Annotated in this window: 1 protein-coding gene; it reads right to left on the bottom strand. The window is 64.1% G+C overall.

What is annotated here, in order from left to right:
* Window positions 1-271 (bottom strand): IS1/IS1595 family N-terminal zinc-binding domain-containing protein (locus tag GM672_RS29830; protein ID WP_443094187.1); only part of this gene is annotated, 271 nt, incomplete at its 3' end.
* Window positions 272-365: the final 94 nt, after the last annotated feature.

Here is a 365-nt window from a genome sequence, read left to right as displayed (position 1 = left end):
GGGTCTTCGTCAGCGCGTTGAAGGAGCGGCGGCACTGGCGACAGCGGTAGCGCTGCAGGCCGCGCAGGATGCCGTGACGGTACAGCTTGTCGGCGCCGCAGTGGGGGCAACAGCGCATGCGCGCGCCGCGCTCTTCGATGATTGCCAGACAGTCGGCCAGCGATGCACATCCTTCGAACAGACGGCGCAAGCCGTCGCCCTGCTCGCCGGTCAGCCTCGTGAGCCAGGCCAGGCATTGCGTCCGCACCGCCGCGTACTCGTCGATTTCCATGCTCACCTCCGTCTTGGCTAATGCCAACTTACGGTATGACAATGGTCGAGCCAAAAAGTTCCTTGCGACCGGGGCACAGCGCCTTTTTTTTCGC

Origin of the sequence: Pseudoduganella buxea, from assembly GCF_009720835.1 — a bacterium.
In the GTDB taxonomy this organism is placed as follows: Bacteria; Pseudomonadota; Gammaproteobacteria; order Burkholderiales; family Burkholderiaceae_D; genus Rugamonas; species Rugamonas buxea.
The sequence above is the reverse complement of the archived record's forward strand: the minus strand, read 5'-3'. Positions and strand labels throughout refer to the sequence as shown.